The organism is Kitasatospora sp. NPDC088742, from assembly GCF_055584905.1.
Genome location: NZ_JBVJLD010000102.1, coordinates 1 through 6,113 on the forward strand (window position 1 = coordinate 1; position 6,113 = coordinate 6,113).

Annotated in this window: 6 protein-coding genes and 1 pseudogene; 3 read left to right on the plus strand and 4 right to left on the minus strand. The window is 74.6% G+C overall.

Annotated elements, in window-relative coordinates; all coding sequences use genetic code 11:
- The 3 genes and pseudogenes from ACZ6ZR_RS38380 to ACZ6ZR_RS38390 form a co-directional block, all read right to left on the minus strand.
- Positions 1-416, minus strand: a pseudogene (locus tag ACZ6ZR_RS38380) (hypothetical protein); the annotation flags it as partial.
- Positions 416-1,990, minus strand: coding sequence for a DUF3492 domain-containing protein (locus ACZ6ZR_RS38385; RefSeq protein WP_465650640.1), 1,575 nt, complete (start codon positions 1,988-1,990; stop codon positions 416-418). The pseudogene ACZ6ZR_RS38380 and the gene ACZ6ZR_RS38385, both read right to left, overlap by 1 nt.
- Before the next feature lie 311 nt (positions 1,991-2,301).
- Entirely contained in the window at positions 2,302-3,210 is a 909-nt protein-coding gene (locus tag ACZ6ZR_RS38390; protein ID WP_465650642.1) for an alpha/beta fold hydrolase, read from the minus strand.
- 252 nt (positions 3,211-3,462) lie between these two features.
- Between ACZ6ZR_RS38390 and ACZ6ZR_RS38395 the strand changes: the two genes are divergently transcribed.
- From ACZ6ZR_RS38395 to ACZ6ZR_RS38405, 3 genes are all read left to right on the plus strand, one after another.
- Entirely contained in the window at positions 3,463-4,119 is a 657-nt protein-coding gene (locus tag ACZ6ZR_RS38395; RefSeq protein WP_465650644.1) for a TetR/AcrR family transcriptional regulator, read from the plus strand.
- Between the two features lie 134 nt (positions 4,120-4,253).
- On the plus strand, positions 4,254-4,481 hold the full coding sequence (locus tag ACZ6ZR_RS38400; RefSeq protein WP_465650646.1) for a DUF3107 domain-containing protein: 228 nt from the start codon (positions 4,254-4,256) through the stop codon (positions 4,479-4,481).
- Positions 4,482-4,631: 150 nt separating this feature from the next.
- Positions 4,632-4,907: a hypothetical protein gene (locus ACZ6ZR_RS38405; RefSeq protein ID WP_465650648.1), complete on the plus strand. Its 276-nt coding sequence runs from the start codon at positions 4,632-4,634 to the stop codon at positions 4,905-4,907.
- Positions 4,908-4,919: 12 nt separating this feature from the next.
- On the opposite strand, the gene ACZ6ZR_RS38410 is transcribed toward ACZ6ZR_RS38405, so the two are convergent.
- On the minus strand, positions 4,920-5,675 hold the full coding sequence (locus ACZ6ZR_RS38410) for a ferritin-like fold-containing protein (RefSeq protein ID WP_465650650.1): 756 nt from the start codon (positions 5,673-5,675) through the stop codon (positions 4,920-4,922).
- Between the last annotated feature and the right edge of the window lie 438 nt (positions 5,676-6,113).

A 6,113-nucleotide genomic window follows, 5' to 3' on the forward strand; every position in this document is an offset into this window, starting at 1 on the left:
CCCCCGGCATCACCACTCCCGAGCAGCCCCGCCGGGCGACTCGCCGCCCACGCCAGCCACCCGCCGCACAGCACCGCCAACGACCCCCGCGCCGCAGGCACCACCGCACAGCCCACCGCCAACCCCACCACCGGCAGCCCGTGCCGGACGGCACCCCGCACCGCCGCGAGCGCCCGCTCCCGCCAGGCCCGGCCACCCGCCTCGGCCGCCGCCCCCGGCAGGCGCCGCGGGACCCGGGCGTACAGCTCCTCCGCCAGCGAGAACACGTCCGCGTGCCGGTACCGGGCGGCGTCCCCCGGCCCGATCCCGGCGTCCTCCAGCGCGGCCGCTATCTCCAGCACGTCCACCGCCTGTTCGCAGACGCTCCGGTGACGCGCCATCAACTCCCTTACCGGGTCAGCTACTTCCCCGGCCATCAGACCGCTTCCTTCAACGGCTCCACGTCGGCGCCGGCGGAGGAGGAAGACCCCTCCGCCTCCTCGGCCCCGGCCGGCCCCGCGACCCAGTACTCGGCGGGCCGGGCGAACGGCCGCACCTCCGCCCTGGCACCGCTGCGGTCCGCCCCCGCCGAGTACGCCGGGAAGCGCGAGACCAGCTCCAGGTAGACCTCCCGGAAGGCGGTCACCACCGGCTCCACGGCGAACCGTTCCTGCGCGCGCAGCCGCCCGGCCAGCCCGAGCCGGGCCCGCCGCTCCGCGTCGCCGAGCAGCGCCAGGCAGGCGGCGGCCAGCGCAGCCGGATCGCGGGGCGGCACCAGCAGCCCCGTCGGCCCGAGCACCTCCCGGGCCACTCCGACCTCGGTGGAGACCACGGCCCGGCCGCTCAGCATCGCGTCCGCGATCAGCCGCGGGCTGCGCTGGGCGAGCGCCGAGAAGACCACCACCTGCCCGGCCTCCCAGGCCTCGGCCGCCCCGCCCTCCGGTCTCCCCTCGAAGGAGACCGCCGCGTCCACCCCGAGCTTCTCCGCGATCCCGCGCAGGTGCGCCAGGTACCCCGGAGCGCCCTCCTCCCCGTACAGCCGCAGCCGCGCCGTCGGCAGCTCGGCCCTGACCCGGGCGAAGGCGTGCAGCACCAACGCCGGATCGCGCCCGGGCTCCAGCGCCCCGGCCCAGACCAGCACCGGCCGCTCCGGCTCCGGCCCGGCCGCCGGCCGCGCCACCGCCGGGGTGCCCTCGTGCACCACCCGGACCCGGGCCGGGTCGGCCCCGCAACGCTCCTGCCAGCGCCGGTCGTAGTCGCTCCCGGGGGTGAGCACGGCGGCCTGACGGTACGTCTCCTCGGTGAGCTGCCGGAAGAAGGCGATCAGCAGCGCCCGGACCGGCCAGCGGTACGGCGCGGTGCGCCAGCTCCGGTACTGCTCGCGCAGGTGCAGCCCGTGCTCGGTGACCACGAACGGCACCCCGTGCAGCTGCTTGGCGACCAGCGCGGGCAGCGCCGCCGGGCCGCCGCCGACCACGTGGCAGAGGTCGGCACCGCCGAGCCCGTCCTCCCCGGTGCCGTACCAGGCCGCGGCGAGCGGCCGCAGGCACTGCTCCAGCAGGTCGGCCGCGACCAGCACGTCCCGCACCTGCGGCTGCCCGGCCGCCGTCTCGGCCCCGGGCGAGCGCCAGACCTGCTCCAGCACCCGCTGGGCCGGCCCGGAGGAGAGGAAGGCCGGCAGTGCGCCGTCCTCCCGCCCCAGCGCGGCCAGCCGGTACAGCGCGGGGCCGAAGGCGTCCTTCTCCCCGGGTATCACCAGCGAGCGCACCAGCGCCCGGTAGGCCTGGGCGTACGACCGCCGCCGGTGCAGCGCGGGCCCGCGGCCCCGCGGCCGCCGCCCCCAGATCGGCAGCTCGCTCACCGGCAGCCGCCCGCCCCGGGGCCCGCCGCCCTCGCCCAGCACGTACATCCGGAACTCGTGCTCGGCCAGCCCCTCGGCCAGCCGCCCGCACCAGCCGTCGGCACGGCGTGCGTACGAGTGGGAACTCTCGGTGATCAAGGCAATGCGCACGACGACCTCCAGGGCGCAGCGGTTCGTGTTGACCGGGTGCGGTTACGCGACGACGTCAGCCCACGTACCAGTACTCAGAACCCGCGCGGCCGCTCCGGGACCACCCGGAGGGGCCGCGCTCTCCCCCACACCTGTTCGGTCCGACACCACGAAGGTAGAACGAATCGCTGAGAACGCCTCCGACATGGGCGTCCAGGCCACCTGAACGAGTGAAACCGCGTGACCTCACCCCAACTGAGCCGTTCCCCGGCCCAGCTGACTCCCCGTCAACAACGCGTCCGCACCACGAGGGCCGCAGGTCAGGTCACCGCTCAGGCCGTCGCCAGCAGCTCCCGCACGGCCCGCGCCACCAGCTCCGGATGCTCCAGCATCGCCACGTGCCCGGCCTCCGGCAGCACCAGCAGCCGGGCGTCGGCGAAGGCCGCGCAGGCCTTCCGGGCCGAGCGGTAGGAGACCAGCTTGTCCTTGAGCCCGTACACCAGCAGCACCGGCGCCTTCACCTGCGCCGCCTGCCGCCAGAGCGACTGCTCCCCGCGCTCGGTGTACGCCGAGACGATCCCGCGCGCCGAGCCGGCCAGCACCGCGAGCGCGTACGGCAGCCCGGCCCGGCGCCGGTGCTCGGCCACCGCGCGGTCCCACTGCCCGGGCGGGACGGCGTCCGGGTCCCCGTAGACCAGCCCGAGCAGCTGCCGGGTGGCCTGTTCGACGTCGCCGCCGGGGCTGCGGGTGCGGCTCAGCAGGGAGGCCACCCCGGGCACCGCGAGCAGGCCGGTGGGCCAGGCGGTGCGCTGCGGGGGCAGCTCGGGCAGGGCCGGGGAGATCAGGGTGAGGCTGCGCACCAGGTCGGGCCGCAGGGCGGCCAGCCGGACGGCGACGGCGCCGCCCAGCGAGTTGCCGAACAGGTGCACCGGGCCGCGTCCGGAGGCCTCCAGGTAGCCGATCACCGCCCGGACGTGGCCGTTGAGCGAGAGGTTGCCGTCCAGCGGGGGCATCGACCAGCCGAAGCCGGGCAGGTCCACCGCCTCCACGTCCAGGGTGTCGGAGAGCTCGGCCATCAGCTCGGTCCAGTTGTCCCCGGAGCCGCCGAGGCCGTGCACGAAGAGCGCGGGCGGCAGCTCGGCCGCCCGGGTGGCGGGCCCGTGCACCGCCAGCACCGCCCCCGGGACCTCCACGGTCCGCCCCGCACCCGTCCCGTCCGCCACCCGCTGCTCAGTGCTCATGGAGCACGATCGTAGTGAGCGGGAAGGTGGGGGCCCAGCCCCCACGAGCACCCCTCGGCCGTCTCGGCCTCTGGACACCGCAGGTCGGCACCGTATTGTGGGCTTCCGACAAGGGGTCCGAGGGGGAATTGATCGGCGCTCGCCCGGCGCGGATCCGGTTACCCAAAAGTAGAATCAGACACCTCTGCAAGCCACGCACGGCACACCGTCCCCGTCCCGGGCGTGCCGCAGTCCGAGAAGTGAGGAGCGCCCGTGTCGGCCGTCCAGGAGGCTCAGGAGCGCCCGCGCGGCGCCCGCCTGCCGCGCAGCGCCCGCCGTGAACAACTGCTCGGTGCCGCGCAGGAGGTGTTCGTCGCCCAGGGCTACCACGCCGCGGCGATGGACGACATCGCCGACCGCGCGGGGGTCAGCAAGCCCGTCCTCTACCAGCACTTCCCCGGGAAGCTGGAGCTCTACCTCGCGCTGCTCGACAAGCACTGCGACGCCCTGGTCGAGGCGACCCGGGACGCCCTCGCCGCCACCACCGACAACAAGCAGCGGGTGGCCGCCACCATGGAGGCGTACTTCAACTACGTCTCCAGCGAGTCCGGCGCCTTCCGCCTGGTCTTCGAGTCCGACCTGACCAACGAGCCCGCCGTGCGCGAGCGGGTCGAGCGGGCCGCCGATGCCAGCGCCACCCTGGTCAGCCAGGTGATCGCGGAGGACACCGACCTCCCCGACGCCGAGTCCAAGCTGCTCGCGGTCGGCGTCTGCGGCCTGGCCCAGATCACCGCCCGCTACTGGCTCTCGCAGAACCTCGAGATCCCGCGCGACGCCGCCGTCAAGCTGGTCGCCAGCCTGGCCTGGCGCGGCCTCAAGGGTTTCCCGATGCACCCGGGCGAGCCGGGCACGGAGTCCGCGGCCGGCTGACCGGAGTCCGGCGGTGATCGCCGGACCTTCGTCTGCGGGCCAGGCAGGTGCTCTATGGTGAAGCCGTACGGCGCGACGGCCGCGAACGGCGGTTCGAGCGCACGGATGACTGCAAACCCGGAGGGACGGAAGCCGTGGAGGTCAAGATCGGCGTGCAGCACGCGCCCCGAGAGATCGTTCTCGAGAGCTCGCAGACTGCCGATGAGGTCGAGAGCGCGGTCGCCAAGGCGCTGGAGGGCACCACCAAGCTCTTCACGCTGACCGACGAGCAGGGCCGCCGCGTCATCGTCCCGGCCGAGCGCCTGGCGTACGTGGAGATCGGTGAGCCGAGCGTCCGCAAGGTGGGCTTCGGCACCGCCTGACGCACCGGCAGCACCTGACGCTGTCTCAGCAGGACGGCCGCCCCTTCACCCGAAGGGGCGGCCGTTCCGCGTCCGGTGCGCGTACCACCGGACCTTCCGGGGTATGGGCCGGGGTACCCCCGCCCCGGCCCCACACCTGGGAGGCAGCCCGTGGTCCTGCAGACGATCGCCTTCGCCGTCATCGGACTGACCGTCGCCGCCGTGGCGCTGGTGCTGTTCGCCGACTACTTCCCGAATCCCCGGGCCCTGACCGTCTGCACCGCGGTGGTCTCGGCCCTGATCGGCGGGGTGGTCTCCGGTTACGCGCTGGACGACTGGCTGCCGGGCCTGGCCCTGCTCTTCTCGGCGGTCAGCTCCGCCCTGCTGCTCTCGGTGCTGGCCCGCCCGGACCAGGCCGGCGGGCACGGCCGCCACCGGCACGCCTGAGGCGGCACCGGATCAGGAGGCGAGCCCCATCGCGGCCATCCGCCGGGTGTGCGCCTCGGTGATCCGGTTGAACATCTTGCCGACCTCGACCAGGTCGAAGCCCTGCACCTCGGCGCCGCCCACCAGCAGGTTCGAGAGCGCGTCCCGCTCCGCCACCACCCGCTGGGCCTGGCTGAGCGCCTCGCCCATCAGCCGCCGGCCCCAGAGCGCCAGCCGGCCGCCGACCCGCGGGTCCTCCTCGATCGCCTGCCGGACCCGGTCCACCGCGAACTGGGCGTGCCCGGTGTCGGCGGAGACGCTGAGCACCAGGTCCCGGGTGTCGTCGTCCAGCCGGACGGCCACCTCGCGGTAGAAGTCGGTCGCGATCGCGTCACCGACGTACGCCTTGACCAGACCCTCCAGCCAGTCCGAGGGCGCGGTCATCCGGTGGAAGTTCTCCAGCGGCTCGACGAACGGGGTCATCACCTCGGTCGGGTCCGCCCCGACCTCGACCAGCCGGTCGTGCAGCTGCTGGTAGTGGTGGTACTCGTTGGAGGCCATCTTGGCCAGCGCGGCCTTGTCCACCAGGCCCGGCGCGAACTTGGCGTCCTCGGCCAGCCGCTCGAAGGCACTCAGCTCGCCGTAGGCGAGGGCCCCGAGCAGGTCCAGCACGGCGGCCCGGTACCCCGGGTCGGCCGCCTTGGCGTCCCAGCCACCGATGGAGGCGGGAGTGACGGGAGTGACGGAAGCGTCCAGCGGGGTGCCGTCGTCGGCGGCCTGAGTCTCCATTCCCGTCACCCTAGTGCCTCCCCCGGCGGGGGCCCGGGCAGGCAGCGCCCTCTGAACAGGAGGGTCGGCACGGAGTAGGGCACGTCACGTGTTCGAGTCGTCGCCTGACTGTATGGTGGTAGGGAGGCCCGATGTATCCGGGCGGCACATGACGGTGCCGCGCAGGACACCGGGCGTTCACGTACGCGGATGCCCGGTCGGAGAGCCGATCGGCTCCGACCATGGCCCGGACTTCGGGCCCTGGCACCGCATCAGTGGCCGAGCGAGGGCCGCCGCGGACCGCGCCTCCCCCCGGCGAACGGTCCCGCGCCGCGCCCCTCAAGGGAATCCTCCCCGACGCCGCCGCACCCGCGCCCCGCACCGGGCCGCTCGGGTCGGCAGGGCACAGGGGCCGGCGCGGTTGTGCGACCTCGTGACGACGGGACGGGCCGCTAGACG

What these genes read in the sequence shown, in the direction of transcription:
- ACZ6ZR_RS38410 (WP_465650650.1), bottom strand. Translation starts at nt 5,675, where the DNA reads ATGGAGACTCAGGCCGCCGACGACGGCACCCCGCTGGACGCTTCCGTC.
- ACZ6ZR_RS38390 (WP_465650642.1), bottom strand. Translation starts at nt 3,210, where the DNA reads ATGAGCACTGAGCAGCGGGTGGCGGACGGGACGGGTGCGGGGCGGACC.